At 31.4% G+C, this 17,170-nt stretch carries 17 protein-coding genes and 2 pseudogenes; 6 read left to right on the top strand and 13 right to left on the bottom strand.

Features of this window, described 5'->3' with window-relative positions; genetic code table 11:
- Positions 1 to 610: 610 nt before the first annotated feature.
- The 4 genes and pseudogenes from ACY3JJ_RS01700 (at position 611) to ACY3JJ_RS01685 (ending at position 4,253) form a co-directional block, all read left to right on the top strand.
- Positions 611 to 1,693, top strand: a complete 1,083-nt coding sequence (locus tag ACY3JJ_RS01700) for an NAD/NADP octopine/nopaline dehydrogenase family protein (RefSeq protein ID WP_463092614.1) — start codon at positions 611 to 613, stop codon at positions 1,691 to 1,693.
- Positions 1,690 to 3,320: pseudogene (locus ACY3JJ_RS01695) on the top strand (cobalamin-dependent protein). Before ACY3JJ_RS01700 ends, ACY3JJ_RS01695 begins: the two are co-directional and overlap by 4 nt.
- Positions 3,317 to 3,802, top strand: a complete 486-nt coding sequence (locus ACY3JJ_RS01690) for a D-alanine--D-alanine ligase family protein (protein WP_463092075.1) — start codon at positions 3,317 to 3,319, stop codon at positions 3,800 to 3,802. The pseudogene ACY3JJ_RS01695 and the gene ACY3JJ_RS01690 overlap by 4 nt, the downstream one beginning before the upstream one ends.
- A pseudogene (locus tag ACY3JJ_RS01685) lies at positions 3,765 to 4,253 on the top strand (D-alanine--D-alanine ligase family protein). The gene ACY3JJ_RS01690 and the pseudogene ACY3JJ_RS01685 overlap by 38 nt, the downstream one beginning before the upstream one ends.
- An 85-nt stretch (positions 4,254 to 4,338) precedes the next feature.
- Here the strand turns inward: ACY3JJ_RS01685 and ACY3JJ_RS01680 are convergent.
- The 8 genes from ACY3JJ_RS01680 to ACY3JJ_RS01645 form a co-directional block, all read right to left on the bottom strand.
- Complete coding sequence (locus tag ACY3JJ_RS01680) at positions 4,339 to 4,485, bottom strand: hypothetical protein (RefSeq protein ID WP_463092074.1); 147 nt, start codon at positions 4,483 to 4,485, stop codon at positions 4,339 to 4,341.
- A gap of 38 nt (positions 4,486 to 4,523) precedes the next feature.
- Positions 4,524 to 5,441 carry an ARPP-1 family domain-containing protein gene (locus ACY3JJ_RS01675; RefSeq protein WP_463092073.1) on the bottom strand — a complete coding sequence of 306 codons (918 nt, stop codon included), beginning with the start codon at positions 5,439 to 5,441 and terminating at the stop codon, positions 4,524 to 4,526.
- 106 nt (positions 5,442 to 5,547) lie between these two features.
- Positions 5,548 to 6,132, bottom strand: coding sequence for an FxLYD domain-containing protein (locus ACY3JJ_RS01670; protein WP_463092072.1), 585 nt, complete (start codon positions 6,130 to 6,132; stop codon positions 5,548 to 5,550).
- Between the two features lie 138 nt (positions 6,133 to 6,270).
- Positions 6,271 to 6,498, bottom strand: a complete 228-nt coding sequence (locus ACY3JJ_RS01665; protein ID WP_463092071.1) for a hypothetical protein — start codon at positions 6,496 to 6,498, stop codon at positions 6,271 to 6,273.
- A 55-nt stretch (positions 6,499 to 6,553) separates the two neighbouring features.
- On the bottom strand, positions 6,554 to 6,691 hold the full coding sequence (locus tag ACY3JJ_RS01660) for a hypothetical protein (RefSeq protein ID WP_463092070.1): 138 nt from the start codon (positions 6,689 to 6,691) through the stop codon (positions 6,554 to 6,556).
- A gap of 75 nt (positions 6,692 to 6,766) precedes the next feature.
- The gene (locus ACY3JJ_RS01655; protein WP_463092069.1) at positions 6,767 to 7,570 is read right to left on the bottom strand and encodes a clostripain-related cysteine peptidase; all 804 of its coding nucleotides are present in this window, start codon (positions 7,568 to 7,570) and stop codon (positions 6,767 to 6,769) included.
- Between the two features lie 112 nt (positions 7,571 to 7,682).
- A complete protein-coding gene (locus tag ACY3JJ_RS01650; RefSeq protein WP_463092068.1) occupies positions 7,683 to 7,811 on the bottom strand; it encodes a hypothetical protein in 129 nt (42 codons plus the stop codon).
- An 89-nt stretch (positions 7,812 to 7,900) separates the two neighbouring features.
- Positions 7,901 to 8,392 carry a hypothetical protein gene (locus ACY3JJ_RS01645; protein WP_463092067.1) on the bottom strand — a complete coding sequence of 164 codons (492 nt, stop codon included), beginning with the start codon at positions 8,390 to 8,392 and terminating at the stop codon, positions 7,901 to 7,903.
- A gap of 158 nt (positions 8,393 to 8,550) precedes the next feature.
- On the opposite strand from ACY3JJ_RS01645, the gene ACY3JJ_RS01640 reads away from it, so the two are divergent.
- Both ACY3JJ_RS01640 and ACY3JJ_RS01635 read left to right on the top strand, forming a co-directional pair.
- A complete protein-coding gene (locus tag ACY3JJ_RS01640; RefSeq protein ID WP_463092066.1) occupies positions 8,551 to 10,938 on the top strand; it encodes a heavy metal translocating P-type ATPase in 2,388 nt (795 codons plus the stop codon).
- Positions 10,939 to 11,004: 66 nt separating this feature from the next.
- Positions 11,005 to 12,228, top strand: coding sequence for a DUF438 domain-containing protein (locus ACY3JJ_RS01635; protein WP_463092065.1), 1,224 nt, complete (start codon positions 11,005 to 11,007; stop codon positions 12,226 to 12,228).
- Positions 12,229 to 12,279: 51 nt separating this feature from the next.
- Here the strand turns inward: ACY3JJ_RS01635 and ACY3JJ_RS01630 are convergent, their stop codons facing one another.
- The 5 genes from ACY3JJ_RS01630 to ptsP all read right to left on the bottom strand — a co-directional run bounded on the left by ACY3JJ_RS01630 (position 12,280) and on the right by ptsP (position 17,169).
- Positions 12,280 to 13,242: a zinc-dependent alcohol dehydrogenase gene (locus ACY3JJ_RS01630; protein ID WP_463092064.1), complete on the bottom strand. Its 963-nt coding sequence runs from the start codon at positions 13,240 to 13,242 to the stop codon at positions 12,280 to 12,282.
- 98 nt (positions 13,243 to 13,340) lie between these two features.
- The gene (locus tag ACY3JJ_RS01625) at positions 13,341 to 14,606 is read right to left on the bottom strand and encodes a PTS ascorbate transporter subunit IIC (protein WP_463083054.1); all 1,266 of its coding nucleotides are present in this window, start codon (positions 14,604 to 14,606) and stop codon (positions 13,341 to 13,343) included.
- A 22-nt stretch (positions 14,607 to 14,628) separates the two neighbouring features.
- Positions 14,629 to 14,919 (bottom strand): PTS sugar transporter subunit IIB, encoded by a 291-nt coding sequence (locus tag ACY3JJ_RS01620; RefSeq protein ID WP_463083053.1) that lies wholly within the window; start codon positions 14,917 to 14,919, stop codon positions 14,629 to 14,631.
- A 14-nt stretch (positions 14,920 to 14,933) separates the two neighbouring features.
- Positions 14,934 to 15,398 (bottom strand): PTS sugar transporter subunit IIA, encoded by a 465-nt coding sequence (locus tag ACY3JJ_RS01615; protein ID WP_463092063.1) that lies wholly within the window; start codon positions 15,396 to 15,398, stop codon positions 14,934 to 14,936.
- Positions 15,399 to 15,498: 100 nt separating this feature from the next.
- Positions 15,499 to 17,169 (bottom strand): phosphoenolpyruvate--protein phosphotransferase, encoded by a 1,671-nt coding sequence (ptsP, locus tag ACY3JJ_RS01610; protein ID WP_463092062.1) that lies wholly within the window; start codon positions 17,167 to 17,169, stop codon positions 15,499 to 15,501.
- Between the last annotated feature and the right edge of the window lies 1 nt (position 17,170).

Below are 17,170 nucleotides of genomic sequence, written 5' to 3'. Positions count from 1 at the left end.
TATTTTAGATCACCTATTATTTTGCATCCTGGTATTGTTTTCTTTTTAAGAATCTACTTATATAGTTCAGATAAATCAATAAATATATATTCAAAATAAAGGAGAATCAAAAGGCCTTTATCCTCTTTCCATAACTTTTATATATGAACCCTTTTTTCCAATTCTTAGTATGAGTTTGATGGCATTAAGAAAGGATTTTTTCCCCAGAACATAAAAGAGATATTAAACACCTCCAGTCTTTCCACATAAGCCTTTTAAAACGCCTTTAAACTTGCAAGAGTCTTAGATTTCATAGGTGAAATAAGTGTTAATAAACAAATACTAATCTTACTTGAGGCTTTAGAAAAAAATGAAATCAAATACAGAACTTATAAACTATCATAAGATTGTAAATTAAAAATATGAACCAATTTACCAGTGGCTAAATTGCTACGGGTTTTTAACACCTCTTAGTAGATTTTACTTTAAAGATGCATAAGATTTAATTTCTCCACTTTATATAGCCTAACAATGAAGTAAAGTTAGATCTGAATTGCAGAATAAGTTATTTTATGTTATTTTATTAATACAAATAAGTTAATATATAATCATTATTTAAGGTAAAATTATGATTAGAATATGTATAATAGGTGCAGGAAACGGAGGACAAGCTTTAGCAGGTTACCTTTCTATGAAAGGTTATGATGTTTCCTTATACAATAGAAGCGAGTGGAGAATAGAACCCATTAAAAATTCTGGAAAAATCATATTAGAAGGAGAAAATTCTGGTGAATATGACATCTCTTTAGCAACTACAGATATAAAATCTGCAATAAAGGATAGAGAACTAATCTTAGTTGTAGTTCCAGCCTTTGCTCATAGAGATATAGCTGAAAAATTAGCACCTTACTTAGAAGATGATCAAATAATAGTTTTAAATCCAGGAAGAACAGGAGGAGCTTTGGAGTTTAGAAAAGTATTAAGAGATAAAGGATGTAAGAAAAAAATTTTTGTTGCAGAGGCTCAAACTTTTATTTTTGCTTCAAGATGTTCTAACCCTGGAGTAGTAAGAATATTCAGAAAAAAGAATGCAGTTCCAATATCTTGTCTTCCTGCAAAGGATAATCATGTGCTACAAAAAACACTAAAAAAGGTAATGCCTGAATTTGAAATTGTTAAAAATGTAGTTATAACAAGTTTTAACAACATTGGTGCAGTTTTTCATCCAGCCACTACAATTTTAAATGCAGCAAGAATTGAATTTACCTTTGGAAAATTTGAATTCTATTTTGAAGGAATATCTCCTTCAGTAGCAAAAGTCTTAGAAGCAATTGATAATGAAAGATGCAATGTTATGAAAATTTTTAAAGCAGAACCTTTAACAGCAAAACAATGGTTAAAATATGCTTATGATGTAGATGGAAGGGATCTTTATGAAGCTATTCACAGTAATTCTGGGTACAGGGATATCTTGGCTCCTACAGTAATTGCTAATAGATATATTTTAGAGGATGTACCAATGAGTCTTGTTCCTATATCATCCTTTGGAAAATATTTTGGAGTCCCTACTCCTACCATAGATGCTACCATACATTTTGTTTCTGTTATGATGGGTGAGGATTACTATTCTAAGGGGAGGACTGTAAAATCTTTGGGCTTAGAGGGTATGACTGTCGATGATATAGTAAGGTACATAGAGGTGGGAGAAGATTGAAAAAGATTTTAGGGGCAAATATTGGAAGTTGTATTCATACCGCAGGAGTTCTTAACTTTTTAAACCTTGCTGAGAAATTAGGCTTTAAAACTATATATCTTGGAGGAGCAATTTCCATAAAGGAACTCATAGAGGCAATTATTGAGACAAATCCAGAAATTGTTGCTATAAGTTATAGATTAGGAAGAGAACCGTTAAGAAATTTACTTTCAGATTTAGAAAAGGAACTTAAAAGCAAAAACTTAATGGAAAACAGGATATTTCTATTTGGAGGTACAAAGGAAACAGGTGAAATAGCAAGGAAATTTTCCTATATTTATAAGGTTTTTGATGGCTCAGAAGAGATGGAAGATGTCATAGATTTTTTAAAAGAGATTCAGGGAGAGATCATAGATAAAAAAGATAAAAGGAAATTTCCTCAAACTTTAAAAGAAAGAATAAATTGGAAAAGTCCCTTTCCTCTATTCAGACATCACATAGGCCTCCCAAGTCTTGATGAAACTATAAAAGAAATAGAAAAATTAGCAGATTCAGGATTATTAGATATTATCTCAATAGCTCCAGACCAAAATACTCAAAGCTATTTTTTTGAACCTGAAAAAATGGATCCAAAACAAGATGGTGCAGGAGGGGTTCCGTTAAGGAAAAAAGAGGATTTTATAAGATTATATAATGCTACAAGAAGAGAAAACTTTCCATTATTAAGATGTTATTCTGGCACTAAAAATCTTATTGAATTTTCAAAGCTTCTTAAAGAAACCATTAATAATGCTTGGTCCGCTATACCTCTAACTTGGTATTCTGATTTGGACAGAAGATCAGATCGAGAACTTTTATCAGCAATAAAAGAAAATATGGAAGGTATAAAATGGAATGCAGAAAATGGAATTCCTGTAGAAATCAATGAATCTCATCAATGGGAACTAAGAAATGCCCATGATGCCATTGGAGTTGCAACATGCTATATAGCTAGTTTAGTAGCAAAGAAACTTGGGGTTAAGGAATACGTAGCTCAATATATGCTAAATACTCCTCCCAATATATCACCTAAGATGGATATAGCAAAGGCTCTTGCAAAGATTGAGCTTGTAGAATCTTTACATGATGAAGATTTTGTCTCTTACAGAATGATAAGAACAGGACTTTTATCCTTTCCAGCAGACCCTTATTCTGCTATGGGACAATTGGTATCCTCAATGTTTTATGGGGCATATCTAAAGCCCATATCATTCACGTAGTATCCTATTCTGAAGCAATGTATCCCGCTACGAGTAAAGAGATTATAGAGAGTGTAAAGATGGTGGAAAGAGCTTATATATTAGCTTCTTCAGGGCTTCCTGATTTCTCTTCAGATCCCGAAATTCTCAAAAGAAAGGAGGAACTAAAAGAAGAAGCTTTAATTATTCTCGACGCTATAAAAAACTTGGCAAAATCAGAGGATGCTTTTTTATCACCTGAAAATATATATAATGCCATCAAATGCGGTATATTAGATGCTCCCATGCTTAAAGGATTCTCTGTGGCAAGAGGGGAAGTTAAAACTTTCGTAATAAATGGTGCTAATTATTGTGTAGATGAAAGGGGAAAAATTCTTAAAGAAAAGGAAAGAATAGAAAGATTAATATGAGAATTGGGATAGCTTATAATCTTCCTTGTTCTTCAGATTATGAATTAATGGTAAATGAAATAGAAAATATTCTAAAAGATGAGGGATATACTGTAACTTTAATCCCTGTCTCAGAAAACTTTTTAGAAAGAATTAAAAGTGTAGATTTTGTCTTTAATCTTTTTACTCAAGGAAAAGAAACAAGACAAATACTTATACCATCACTATGTGATTTTTTAGGGATCCCCTATACAGGTCCTTCAGCATATACCCACTCTCTCTGTCTTAATAAAACCCATACCAAGATTTTATTACAATACTACAAAATTCCAACACCTCCATTTTTTCTTGTGTATCCTGATGAAAGAATACCCAAGAATATTAATCTTTCTTTTCCTCTTTTTGTCAAACCCAACAGAGAAGGGAGTGGAAAGGGAATAAAAAAAAGAATCCTTAGTAAGGAATATAGAAGAGCTAAAATATATAGTAAATTACATCCATAAGGAATTTCAAGAAGAAGCTTTAGTTGAGGAATTCATAGAGGGTAAAGAGATAAGTGTGGGAATTCTCGGAAACAAGAAGAATTTAGAGATTCTCCCCCTCTTGGAAATTGATTTTTCATAACTTCCTGAAAGTGTTGAAAGATTTTACTCTGGAAGAGTAAAAGAAGAGTTTGGAGAGAAAACTAAGTATTTTTGTCCTGCAAGAATAGATAAAAATATAGAAAAAAGTATAAAAGATAATGCAAGAAGTTCATTTATACTTTTAGGACTCAAAGACTTTGCAAGAATTGACATAAGAGTAAGAGGAGAGGAAGCTTTTGTCTTGGATGTGAATTCTCTTCCCCTTTTAATTCCTAATTACTCTGATATTATAAAAATTGCAGAGGCAAAAGGTTATCGTTATAAAGATTTAATATTAAAAATCCTCAATAGCTCACTATCCAAAGAGTGAAATAGAAGATCATTTCTACAGAATAAAAGATAAAAACTAATAATATCTAACAAATTGAAGTTGTGACGTTTAAATCCCACATTGTTCAGATCAAACCTTCATATTTATAAAGATTCTCAAAATATTCCTTTCCCAAATCTGAAACTTTCAAGGCTTCTTTTATAAAGCCCATAAAATGGTTGCGATAATCAACAGGAAGAATATCGCCTTCTAAGATTACTTTAAATCTCAAATTCTATATCCCCCCATCTATTAAATTATTTCTTATTATTATATTCTTTTTCTGAAAAAGTTAATATGTATAAGCTTATTTGCATAGGTTAAAATGGATCCTACATAATTTTTGCTTGCAATTCTTATATCCCAGCCAAGGGCAGGAGATTTAAATTTTAAAGCCTCTACAGCTTCTATTTCTTTTAAAAATTTTTCGTATTCATCTCCATAATCTGTATTATTTTCTTTTTTAAGAATTTTACTTCTGAATATATAGCTTTTTATTAATTTATCATGAAGATTTTTATAAGCAGATTTTAGAGAGATAATGTCCAAACCATCAAATTTTCCATCTTCAAATACTATTATCCCATTCTGCCCCTCTACATAAGGAAACTTTTCTTTCATATTCTCATATAAATTCTTTCTTTTCTCAAAAACATCCCTCATAGCTGATGTCTCAGATTTTATTCCAAACTCCTTTTGTAACTTTTCAATTTCAGCCCATATCATACTTTGATCTGAATTGTATTTATTGCTATAAAGCAAAGAGCTTAATACACTCTCATTCTTAATTCTTCTAATATCAGCAGGTATTACTACATCAGGATCCCCAAAATGATGAGATTCATAGTGCCATCTTCCTCGCTCAGTACAGCTCACAGGTATAACAAATTCAGATTTGTTTTTTATTAACAAAGATGTATTTACCACCCTATTTTGTTTTCCTCCTTTTAATTCTTCCCCATCTAATATGAATACCTTTTGATCAAGCTTATTTATTACTTTTAAATTTGGTACTGTACCTGTTTGATCAACCTCTTTTATATAGAACCCATTTGTCTTCAAAGCTTCATCCAAAGTTATAAAGAAAGGAACTTTATTTATTTCTGCAAAAATTGGTATGACAGTTATACTTTCATATCTTTGAGGGTCTCCAAATTTTACCTGAGATACATAATCTATTATCTTCATAGATATCCCCCTTATTAATTTTTTCCTAAGAGATATTATAAATGTTTAAAGGGTCAAAAACTGACCTTTAAAAAAAATTCCTCTCCATCTCACCAAATCTAAACTTCTAATATCCCCAAAGAGATTTTACCTTGCATTTTACCGCTTCTTTTTCAAAAAATGGAGCTTTAAATTTCCATATACCTCCAGGCTCTAAATTGGTTATATTTGCAAAAGTACTTCCAACCTGTACCCCCTGACTATCATATAGGTTTATCTCAATTTGTGCATAATTATATTGTTTATTAGTATTATTTTTCACTATACCTATTACATAACCCCCAAGCTCATCTCTCTCCATTCTTAAGCTAATTATTTCCAATTCGGGCTTTTTTACTACTTCTACCTTTTTAGTTTCAGATACTAAATTCACATTACTTTTTTCTGATAAATTACTATTATCTATAGTATTTGCAAAAATAATCAAAGCTATTAAAACAATTAGTAATTTAACACCTGTTGATAAAGATATATTTGTTTTTGCAATTATTATCTTATAAGTAGATGGAAAAATAATTAAGCCTGAAATTAAAATTGCTATTCCCCCAAATATATTTCCTGACATTAAATGCCCTAATCCTGAAATGATAAACATACCCCCAAATATATAGGAAAAAATTAAACCCAATGTAATTTTTCTTGGCTCTTTCATACTCTCACCCCTCACATTTTATTTTTGGTTACTATTATAAACTCCTTAAGTGACAAAAACTGTCCTTATAAATTTTTAGATTAAAAAAGGCAGGAAAATATATTTTGAATGTCCAGCCATATTTTTGATGCAAATAAATTAATATTGAGTATAATAAGCTAATCTTTGAACAAAATAGTACCAATAAGTATCTTGATTTATTTTAAGAAGATTATATTGATCATATCCATTATAATTTTGCCAGGAACTATATGTAGGAATTAAGATTGATACACCATATGCTTTATTTGTATTTGCATATTTACCAGTATCTTCATAATAAAAATTATTTAAAAGGGTATATACTAAATCATTGACCTTTATCATTATATCTTAATTTGTGGTATTTAAATATAACTTATATGCAAAATCACAAAGATCATTATAACTCCGTCTTATCAAAGTATGTTACATTATTCCAAACATTTTTAATAATTGCCATTTGATTATCATCAGCTTCATAAAGAGCTTTTGCGAAGACTGCAAACTTGCTCTTTACTGTATCAAAAGCAGATCCCAATTTTATATAAGAATAGGTAGTATCATCTTTTCCATTATAAAAAGCGTAGTAATCGTCTACTATGGTTTTTGCAAATTACGATGGTGTCATCGTAGGATTCTGAGTCAGATGATAAAGTAATGTGTAATAATCATTACCATAACCTGGAACTATAGCCTCTGAACCAACTAAATAATCTGTCTCATACTGCCACTCCCATGCCACTTCAAACATCTGTGTCAAACAAGCATCCATATTAATCGCATCTATTTTCTTTCCTGTAACTTGCCTTGCAGATTCAAGGGCAATTCTCACCTTAACAATAGTTAAAAAATTCCATGAGTAACCAGGTGTAGTATTATCCCAAGCAATACCTCTTTGAACATCATCCTTTGAGGGTGATCTTGGATAAACCCCATCACCATGATTCCAAAAAACCAAACAAGCCTTCTTAGCCGGGTAATTTGTCATTCCATAGATAATAAAATCCTTTAATGTATTTGTATCTGACATACCCAATTCATTGTAGTCTTTAATCAAAACTGAGTTTATATTATTTGCATCGTAATCTTTAGTAACATAATATAGTCTTGCATTATTCCAATCTCCATTTGATGTATCATATCCTGGTATACGATCAAAAAGGACAAGAATTTTTACTTTATTTGTAGAGCCTACCATCTCCATCTCATTCATATCTTGAATAGCAAATTTTTCCGGATCATTATCACCATCTAAGTAAACTAAAAAGAGCCACTCAGCATTAACAACCCTAACACCTACTCTTTCAATTCCCACGTTTCCAACATTATCATAGGATTTTGCCATTATAGTATGATAACCATCTTTATATTGTTCTGTAGCCCATACATAGGTGAGAGGACTTGTTGTACTTTCCATAACTTTTTGTAATATCAATATATAATTCTATTTTATTAATCCCACTTGGACCCCTTTGATTATCTTTAGTCAGGGATCTATCAACTATGTTTACACTTATTGTCACTTTTCCTTAAAGATTATTTAGATCAGAGGATGACAGAGAAATAGATATTTGAGGTGATAATATATCTTTTGGTGTACAGCCAGAAATCACAATAGAAAAAAGAAAGATTGAAAAAAAATTAAAAAATTTTTTCATTTTTAAACCCCTCAATGAAAAAATTCTCTTAAAAATTTTGATCATCAATAAAACAGGGGGGATATAAATTTCCCCCCTAAAAAGAAATTTTATCTTATATTTAGTCTTGACACTATTTTATTTATACAATCTAAAGCTGCATCTTTTTTCACAGAATTTCCAGAGACAAAATCACCAAAGAACCACATTCCACTTTTCACTGATCCTGCCTGATCAAAAACTACTTCTTGTCCATTTATATCAAATATTCTTACAGCTACAATAGCATCCCCTTCAACAGTTGTAAAAGGGACTATTGGCCAGAATGGTAAGATAAAAATTAACCAATTAAAACTTCTTCTACTATTTGCAGATACTATTGTCAATTCTGCTATATAGTCTGCTTGTGCTTTATCATATACCACTTCTATACCTTTTGCTCTAATCTTTTCTATAAAATATGTTTTTACTGGATCAATAAGATATCCTTCTGGGCTATTTACTTTATCAATATATAGTTTTGGAGCAGAGCTTTGAGCAAAAGCAAAATTAAAAAGTAGAATAAAAAGAAACAATAAAGATACTATACTTTTGAATCTCATTATATATCACCTCCTTATATCTTTTACTGAGGATTTTATCTAAGCATAGGGTCAAAATTAGACCTTTTATCTTTTTTATTGTTAAAATTTTTCAATTTAAAATCCCACCATTTTGGTATATAATATAATAGATAAATTTGAAAAAAGGAGTTTGATATATGGGCAAAAGAATTGAAATTCCTATCTCTGGAATGAGTTGTGTAGGCTGTGCATTAAGAATTGAGGATAATTTAAGGAATATAAAAGGAATAGAAGAGGTTAAAGTAAACTTTTCTTTGGAAAAAGCAGAAATTGTAGGAGATAACTTAAATATTACAGAGATAAAAAACAAGGTAGAAGAATTAGGTTATAAAGTTATAACCAATGAATTAATAATACCTATCTCTGGAATGAGCTGTATAGGTTGTGCTCAAAGAATAGAAAATACTCTAAGAAATTTAGATGGAATTATAAAGGCTGAAGTAAATTTTGCAAAAGAGGAGTTATATGTAGAATATATTCCTTCATTAATATCATTAAAGGATATACAAAAGGCAATAAATGAATTAGGATATCAAGCTTTTGAGCCAAAAGAAGGTGAAATAGAGGATCTCCAAGAGTTGTACAGGGAAAAGGAACTGAAAGATCTTAAAAGAAGATTTATTATAAGCTTAATCTTTACAATTCCTATTGTTTTAGGAAGCTTCTTTTTTAAATCTCCTTCATATTTACTTTTTCTTTTAGCTACACCTGTACAATTTTATGGTGGATATAAATTTTATAAAAATGCCTGGACAGCTCTCAAACATAAAACCTCTGATATGAATACCTTAGTAGCTTTGAGCACTACCTCAGCTTATATTTATAGCACATTAGCTACATTTTATCCTTCTTTTTTCACTGTTAAAGGACTTTCCCCTGAGGTTTACTTTGATACATCCTCTGTAATAATTACCTTTGTATTACTTGGAAGATACTTAGAGCTAAGAGCAAAGAGAAAAACTTCTACTGCTATAAAAAAATTAATAGTTTTAAAGCCTCAAAAAGCATTAGTCAAAAGAGGAGATGAATTCACAGAAGTACCTATTAATGATGTAGTAAAGGGTGATATAGTACTTATAAAACCAGGTGAAAAAATTCCAGTGGATGGAGAAATCATAGAGGGATATTCCTCCATTGATGAATCTATGATTACTGGTGAAAGTATTCCAAAGGATAAGAAAGAAAAAGATAATGTCTATGCAGGTACTTTAAATTTAAATGGTGCCTTAAAAATTATGGCAACAAAAATTGGGGGAGAAACTGTCTTAGCTCAAATAATAAAGATGGTAGAATCTGCCCAAAATACAAAAGCTCCTGTACAAAGATTAGTAGACAAAATAGCAAGCATATTTGTTCCTACAGTTTTAACCATATCTGTTATTACTTTCTTTCTTTGGTACATATTTGGCCCAAAACCTTCTTTTAATTATGCGCTTTCCAATTTTATAGCAGTATTAATTATTGCATGTCCCTGTGCATTAGGTCTTGCAACTCCAACAGCTCTTGTTGTTGGTATTGGCAAAGGTGCGCAAATGGGAATTCTCATAAGAAACGCAGAGGTGCTTGAGAAAACTGATAAAATTAATTCTATAGTTTTTGATAAAACTGGAACATTAACCTATGGAAGCCCAAAACTTGTGGATATTATCTCATTAAATAATTATACAAAAGAAGATATTTTAAAAATTGCAGTATCCTTAGAGCAATTTTCAAATCATCCTTTAGCAAAAGCAATTTTAGAAAAAAGCGAAACTGAAAATATAAAACCATTGGAGACCTCAGAAATTAGAGAAATTCCAGGTGAAGGAATAGAAGGAGTAATAAACAACTCAAAGTATTTCTTAGGAAAGATTATTAAACCAAAAAACGAAATAAAAGACATGTATGAACAATATATGAAACAATCAAAAATTGTTGCTCTTTTAAAGAAAGATGATATACCTATAGGAATTTTAACTTTTACAGATGAAATAAGAGAAGAAGCAAAATTGGTAGTTAAGAAACTAAAGGATATGGGGCTTGAGGTAGGAATGATAACAGGAGATAATAATGTCTCTGCAGAAAGAGTTGCAAAAATCTTGGATCTATCTTTCTTTTTCGCAGAAGTTCTTCCTCAAGATAAATTAAACAAAATAAAGAAACTTCAAAAAGAAGGTAAATTTATTGCCATGGTAGGAGATGGCATAAATGATGCCCCTGCGCTAACTCAAGCAGATCTTGGAATAGCTATGGGATCTGGCACAGATATTGCCATAGAATCATCTGATATAATTATTACAGGAAATAATCTAAAAGGAATCGTAAGAGCTTTAGAATTGAGTAGAAAAACCCTATCAACTATTAAATGGAATCTTTTCTGGGCTTTTATTTATAACACTCTCGGAATACCTATTGCAGGAGGAGCATTGTATCCTTTTACAGGAATTCTTTTAAATCCCATGATAGCAGGTATCGCTATGGCTTTTAGCTCTGTATTTGTGATCTCAAATTCTCTGAGATTAAGAAACTTTAAACCTTCTATTTAGGAAGAGTAAAAAATTATGAGTTATTGAGGATGGAGAATTTCAAAAATCTATAAAGGAGGTAAAACTATGAGTGAGATTTTTGGTATGAGAATTAGTAGAAAAGAAGCCCTAAAGGAGCTTATTAAAAAAATCCATCAAGGAGAAGATCCAGAAGTTTTAAAAAAGCAGTTTAAACAGATGTTTGGTAGCGTAACTCCTACAGAAATAGCTCAAATAGAGGAAGAATTAATTAAAGAAGGACTACCAAGAGAAGAAGTAATGAAACTTTGTGAAGTACATCTTGCAGTTTTTCAAGAATCCTTAGAAAAAGGGCCTGAAGGTGGTCCAGGAAATCCTATAACAATACTTATGGAAGAGCACAAAGCACTTTTAGAATTTGCAGACAAATTAAAGAATATTGTTGAGGAAATGAGAAATATAAAAACTTACGATGAAGGAAAAGAGAAATTAAATAAACTACAAGATATAATAAACCATTTTAAAGAATCAGAGAAACATTATTTAAGAGAAGAAAACGTACTTTTTCCATATTTAGAAAAACATGGTATCACAGAACCACCTGCCATAATGTGGATGGATCATGATAAGATAAGAGCCATAAAGAAAGATATATATAAACTTATGGACACTTATATAAATATCTCACCTGAAGAATTCATAAGAAAATTAGCCCTTCTTGCTACTGACCTCTCAGAAATGCTTTCAAGCCATTTCTATAAAGAAAATAATATTCTCTTTCCCATGGCCCTTCATGTACTTTCTGAGGATGAATTAAAAGACATAAGATTACAATTTGATGAGATTGGATATTGCTGTTTCACTCCTCCATCTGTATTAACACCAATAGAAAAAACAGAAGAAAAAGAATTAGAAAAGAAAGAAGGTATGATAAATCTACCTACAGGAAGTTTTACCTTAGAAGAATTAGAAGCACTCTTAAACACCCTTCCTGTAGATATAACTTTTGTTGACAAAAATGATGAAGTAAGATATTTCAGCGAGACAAAAGATAGAATATTCGTAAGAACAAAGGCTGTAATTGGTAGGAAAGTACAACAATGTCATCCTCAAAAAAGTGTCCATATAGTAGAAAAGATTGTGAATGAATTTAAGAAAGGCACAAAAGATCATGCTGATTTCTGGATAAATTTGAATGGAAGATTAATACTTATTAGATATTTTGCTGTAAGAGATAAAAATGGAAACTATCTCGGAACATTAGAAGTAACCCAAGATATTACAGATATTAAAAAGCTTGAAGGAGAAAAAAGACTCCTTGACTGGGAATAATTTTAATATGCCCTCTGTCCCATATTCTGGGACAGAGGGTATCTTCCCTTATTAAACCTCATTTATTACTACTAAGCCTTTTATGTACCCTTCAGGTTTACTCTCTAATGTTTCAAATGCCCCTTGAATATTCTCAAGAGGAAATTCATGTGTCACCAATCTTTCTATATTAAAGGTTCCCTTCTCTAAAAGATTTACAGCCCTTCTTAAATCATCATATGGATCTAAAGAATAAGAAGGATGAGCTACTATTATCTCTATGGACCTTTTTATTGCCTCTCTAAAATCAAATTTATCGCACTCAGTTTCATAAGAACTCATTAGAATCAATCTTCCTCTCCCTGTCTTCAAATATCTTTGACAAATATTTAATACATTTGGATTTCCAGTACCTTCTATTACAAAATCGGCCATATGTCCCTTCGTTATATCTTGTATTTTCTCTACAACATTTTCTTTTCTTGCATTAATTATCTTTGTAGCACCAAACTCTAAGGCCATATCTAATTTCTTTTCGTCAATATCAATAGCAATAAGTTCTGATAATGTATTTCCTTTTAATGCTTGAATACACAACAATCCCATAAAACCACATCCTACAACAATCCCATAATCTCCAACCTCAGGTCGAGCTGCCCTTAATACGGTAATAATACACTTTAGTGGTTCCCCAAGAGCATATTTAATATCTATATTATCAGGAAGCTTAATACAATTTTTTTCACTTACTACTGTGTATTGTGAAAAACCACTAAGATCATCCGGTAATGCGGTTACTTTATCTCCTAGCTTTAAATTTTTTACATCAGAGCCAACATCCACCACAATTCCTGCCCATTCGTGCCCCAATGATTGTGGAAAAGTTCCGAGTCTTCCATGCCAATGATTAAGTTCCCAATTACAAAGGCCACAAGAGACAACTTTTACCAATACCTCATTTCTCTTTGGCTCCACATCTACGTAATCAATCTCGAATTTTCTTGGCTCAATTAAAAAAGCCCTCTTTGTCTTCATCTTATTTAACCTCCTAATAAAAACCCCCTGTCTTATTGCAAGAACAGGGGGTTTTAAATTCAATCTATTCTATTATATACCTAATTGATTGATTTATGTTATTTAAATAACTTAGCTATTAAACTTATCAATATTCCTAACCATTGGAAATCAGAATCACCAAAAGTAGTATTTTCAAATCCAAGTGTTCCGAGAGCTGGTAGTAACAATGCTGCACCAAAGCTAATAATAATACCATTTACAAAGGATCCCAAAATAGCTCCTTTTTTACCTCCTGTTGCATTGCCAATTACTCCAGCAGTACCTCCTACGAAGAAATGAGGCACCAAACCTGGAATGATAACTGGTAAACCCAACAAAGGCATAAGAAGCATAGAAACAATTCCACCCAAGAAACTAAATATGAAACCAATTATTACAGCATTAGGAGCATAAGGGAATGTTACAGGACAGTCTAATGCAGGTTTTGCTTCAGGTACAATCTTATCAGAAATTCCTTTAAATGCTGGTATAATTTCTGATATTATCATTCTAACACCATAAATTACAACACCCACTCCTGCAGCAAAAGTTAAAGCTTGTACAACTGCATATACTAAAAAGTTCTGACCTCCACTCAATTTAGATTCTATAAAGGAAGGACCTGCTGCAATACTTGCAATTAAAAATACTATAATCATAGTTATACCTGTTGCTACTAAAGATTCTCTCAAAAAGCCTAAAGTCTTTGGGAAGGATATATTTTCAGTACTATCTTCAGGCTTTCCAACCAGACTTCCAATAGCACCTGAAACAAAATATCCTAAAGTACCAAAGTGACCTAAAGCAATATCATCAGAACCTGTTACCTTCCTCATATAAGGATGTATCCATGCTGGCATCAAAACTTGCATTAATCCTAAAATTATTGCCCCTAATATCACAAGTCCCGCTCCAGTAAGACCTGCTGTTCCAAGGGTTGCAGAAATTAAAGCAGCCATATAAAAGCTATGATGTCCTGTTAACCATATGAACTTAAATGGTGTAAAACGGGCAAGCAGTATATTTACAAGGAAACCAAATACCATTATTAAAGCAGTTTCTCTACCTAAGGTTTTTTGGGCAATAGCAACTATAGCCTCATTATTAGGAACAACCCCTTTTATTCCAAATCCTGTTTCCAACATTGGACCCAATGCATTCAAAGAACCAATCAAAGTTACGGCACCAGCTACTAAGATCAAAAATCCTAATACAGTTTTTATGCTTCCACTTATCACTTCTGAAAATGTCTTTTTCTGAACTACCAAACCTACAAAAGACACAACACCCACCAAAATTGCAGGTACACTTAGGATATCTTGGATAAACTTAAGAATCCACATATTGACACCTCCCCATATATTTTTAATCTTTTAAGGTTTTCTCCAAGGTTTCTTTCATCTCTTGAAAATTAACAAAATTTTTAATTGTAACAACTTTGGCTTTTAACTCCCCAAGTTGTGGAGCTAATTCTGGAGAAGTAATAACAATATCTGCATCTCCTAATACTGCCTTTGCAGTAGATATATCTGTTGTTGAAACATCTGCTTCCAAATTAAGATCCTTTACTACCTTTTCTATATTCATTTTTAATATTAAGGAGCTACCTAAACCCATTCCACAAACAGCAACAATCTTAAGTCTCTTGTTCACCATTTGTAACACCCCTTTTATGTATTAACTTTAGAAAAGAATTTTTTAATATAATCTTTAATTTCCTCTTTATCTTTAAAACTTATAAACTGTTCTGCTAATTTTTCCGAATCTTGAAGAATTTCTGCCAACTCTTGTAAAAATTCAAGATGAGATTCTTTATCAGGAGTTGCAAAAGAAATTACAAGATAAACAGGATCATTATAAGATCCAAAATTTATTCCATTCCTTATTACTAATAAAGAAACCCCAAAGGATTTTGCCCCATCTTCGGGACGAGCATGGGGGATTGCTACTCTTGGAGCAATAACCACATAAGGCCCCAATTCTTTACATACCTCAATCATTTTATCTATATAATTAGGTTCCACAATACCATCCTTCTCTAAAAGTTTCCCACCTATTCTTACCGCCTCTTCCCATGTATCAACCTTATCTAAAATCTCTATTCTATTTCCTATAGCCTCTAAGAAATTTAACATTTTCACCACCTCGTTTTTGAATATTATCAAAGAAACATCAACTTTATTCAAGAAAGTTAAAATAATATTAAAGAATTAAAATTCTTTCAAAAATTAACTATTAACTTCCTATTTCTTCCATGATTTTTTGATAATGCTTATCTAATACTTCTAAAAGTTCATCTTCTTGTAATGAATCAAAAGAAACATCAACCTTGGCTATTTTAGAACTCAATAACTTTAAAATTGGAATCCTCAATGGGGCTACACTCACCTCATCAATACCAAGAGAATATAGAAGTAAGAAGGCCCTTAAATCCCCACCTAATTCTCCACAAATACCAATCCACTTACCAATTTTATGAGCAGAATCTATTGCTTCCTTAATTAAATCCCAAAAAGCAGGATGATATGGCCTATACAAATAGGAGACTTTTTCGTTAGTTCTATCTACAGCAAAAGTATATTGAAAAAGATCATTTGTACCTAAACTAAAAAAGTCTACAAAATCTGCAAATCTATTTATGTTTAAAATAGATATAGGTGTCTCCAACATTATACCAATAGGGGGAATTTTATATTCTTTACCTTCCTTTTCCAGCTCCTCTACTGCTTCTTTCACAAGTTTTTTTGCCTCTATTACCTCCTCTACCAAATCTACCATAGGAAACATCATATGAATATTATTTCCAATGCTTGCCCTCAAAATCGCCTTTAATTGAGTTTTAAAAAGTACCTTTTCATATAATGACCACCTAATTCCTCTAAGCCCCAAAAATGGATTTTCTTCTCTCTCAAACTGTATATAGGGTACATTTTTATCTCCACCAATGTCTAAGGTCCTTATAATAACAGGATAATTTAAAAATAGATCTCCAACTTTTTTATAAATTTCGTACTGTTCTTCTTCAGATGGGGGATCATTCCTCTCCAAGAATAAAAATTCAGTTCTAAAAAGGCCTATTCCCATTGCTCCTTGCTCTAAAGCTAAAAAGGCATCTTCTAAATTACCAATATTTCCTGAGATAAAGAATTTTTCTCCATTCTCTTTCTTAGGTACGTAGTTTTTGAACTCTATTGCTTTCTTTTGAAGTATCTTATAACGTTCGTATAATCTCTGATACTTTTCAACTTCCTGAGAAGAAGGATCTAATATCAAAATTCCCTTTTCACCATCTAAAATAGCCAGTTCTCCCCCCTTAATCTCTAAAACATTAGCACCTATTAAAAGGGGCAAATTTAAATTCCTTGCTATTATGGAAAGGTGTGAAAGCACTCCTCCTTTCTCACTAACAATACCCAATAATTTATCTTTTGGAATATTAATTAATTGCCAAGGTGTTACTTCTTTTGATACCAATATGGAAGGTTCTTCTAAGCTTGGATAGCTCTCTCCAACAACTACCCTAAATATTTCTTCCTTAAGAGCTTCTATATCTTGGGCCCTCATTTTAAAATAAACATCTAAATTTAAAAATTCTTTTTTAAACCTTTCAGTGGTTATTTCAACTGCAGTTTTAAAATCTAAACCTTCATCTATTTTTTCAAAGAGAAATTCTTCAAAAGTAGGATCATCTAAAAGTAATAAATAAAAGTTTACAAGATCTCTTTCTGTCTCAGACAAATCCAATAATCTATTATTTAATTCCTCTTTAAGAGCATCCTTTGCCTCTCTCCAAATCTTTTTTGCCTCATCTCCTTTATAATTTAGATCTTTTTCTTTCTTAATCCAAAGAAAAACCTTACCTATAGTAACTCCAGGAGATCCAGAAATACCCTTTATTATCTTCATA

Source organism: Dictyoglomus sp. DH (assembly GCF_055181375.1).
This window is presented reverse-complemented; position numbering and strand designations above follow the sequence as displayed.

Coding starts and splice junctions, on each gene's coding strand:
- ACY3JJ_RS01690 (WP_463092075.1), top strand. CDS start 3,317: ATGAGAATTGGGATAGCTTATAATCTTCCTTGTTCTTCAGATTATGAA.
- ACY3JJ_RS01675 (WP_463092073.1), bottom strand. CDS start 5,441: ATGAAGATAATAGATTATGTATCTCAGGTAAAATTTGGAGACCCTCAA.
- ACY3JJ_RS01670 (WP_463092072.1), bottom strand. CDS start 6,132: ATGAAAGAGCCAAGAAAAATTACATTGGGTTTAATTTTTTCCTATATA.
- ACY3JJ_RS01665 (WP_463092071.1), bottom strand. CDS start 6,498: ATGATAAAGGTCAATGATTTAGTATATACCCTTTTAAATAATTTTTAT.
- ACY3JJ_RS01655 (WP_463092069.1), bottom strand. CDS start 7,570: ATGGAAAGTACAACAAGTCCTCTCACCTATGTATGGGCTACAGAACAA.
- ACY3JJ_RS01650 (WP_463092068.1), bottom strand. CDS start 7,811: ATGAAAAAATTTTTTAATTTTTTTTCAATCTTTCTTTTTTCTATTGTG.
- ACY3JJ_RS01645 (WP_463092067.1), bottom strand. CDS start 8,392: ATGAGATTCAAAAGTATAGTATCTTTATTGTTTCTTTTTATTCTACTT.
- ACY3JJ_RS01640 (WP_463092066.1), top strand. CDS start 8,551: ATGGGCAAAAGAATTGAAATTCCTATCTCTGGAATGAGTTGTGTAGGC.
- ACY3JJ_RS01635 (WP_463092065.1), top strand. CDS start 11,005: ATGAGTGAGATTTTTGGTATGAGAATTAGTAGAAAAGAAGCCCTAAAG.
- ACY3JJ_RS01630 (WP_463092064.1), bottom strand. CDS start 13,242: ATGAAGACAAAGAGGGCTTTTTTAATTGAGCCAAGAAAATTCGAGATT.
- ACY3JJ_RS01625 (WP_463083054.1), bottom strand. CDS start 14,606: ATGTGGATTCTTAAGTTTATCCAAGATATCCTAAGTGTACCTGCAATT.
- ACY3JJ_RS01620 (WP_463083053.1), bottom strand. CDS start 14,919: ATGGTGAACAAGAGACTTAAGATTGTTGCTGTTTGTGGAATGGGTTTA.
- ACY3JJ_RS01615 (WP_463092063.1), bottom strand. CDS start 15,398: ATGTTAAATTTCTTAGAGGCTATAGGAAATAGAATAGAGATTTTAGAT.
- ptsP (WP_463092062.1), bottom strand. CDS start 17,169: ATGAAGATAATAAAGGGTATTTCTGGATCTCCTGGAGTTACTATAGGT.